The following is a 224-nucleotide window of genomic DNA, read 5'->3' as shown; positions in this document are numbered from 1 at the left end:
GCCGCCAGCGTTTTTTCTGCAATCGCCATACCTACGGCGTTCGCGATGCCCTGGCCCAGCGGGCCGGTAGTGGTTTCAACACCAGCGGTGTAACCTACTTCAGGGTGACCAGGGGTTTTGGAGTGCAGTTGACGGAAGTTTTTCAGCTCTTCGATCGGCAGATCGTAACCGGTGAGGTGCAGCAGGCTGTAAATCAGCATGGAGCCGTGGCCGTTAGACAGCAC

1 pseudogene is annotated in these 224 nt (G+C 57.6%); it reads right to left on the bottom strand.

From position 1 onward, the window contains the following. Positions 1-224, bottom strand: a pseudogene (locus HII27_RS27655) (transketolase); the annotation flags it as partial.

It is taken from the genome of Kluyvera sichuanensis (assembly GCF_014218705.1).
In the GTDB taxonomy this organism is placed as follows: Bacteria; Pseudomonadota; Gammaproteobacteria; order Enterobacterales; family Enterobacteriaceae; genus Kluyvera; species Kluyvera sichuanensis.
This window is presented reverse-complemented; position numbering and strand designations above follow the sequence as displayed.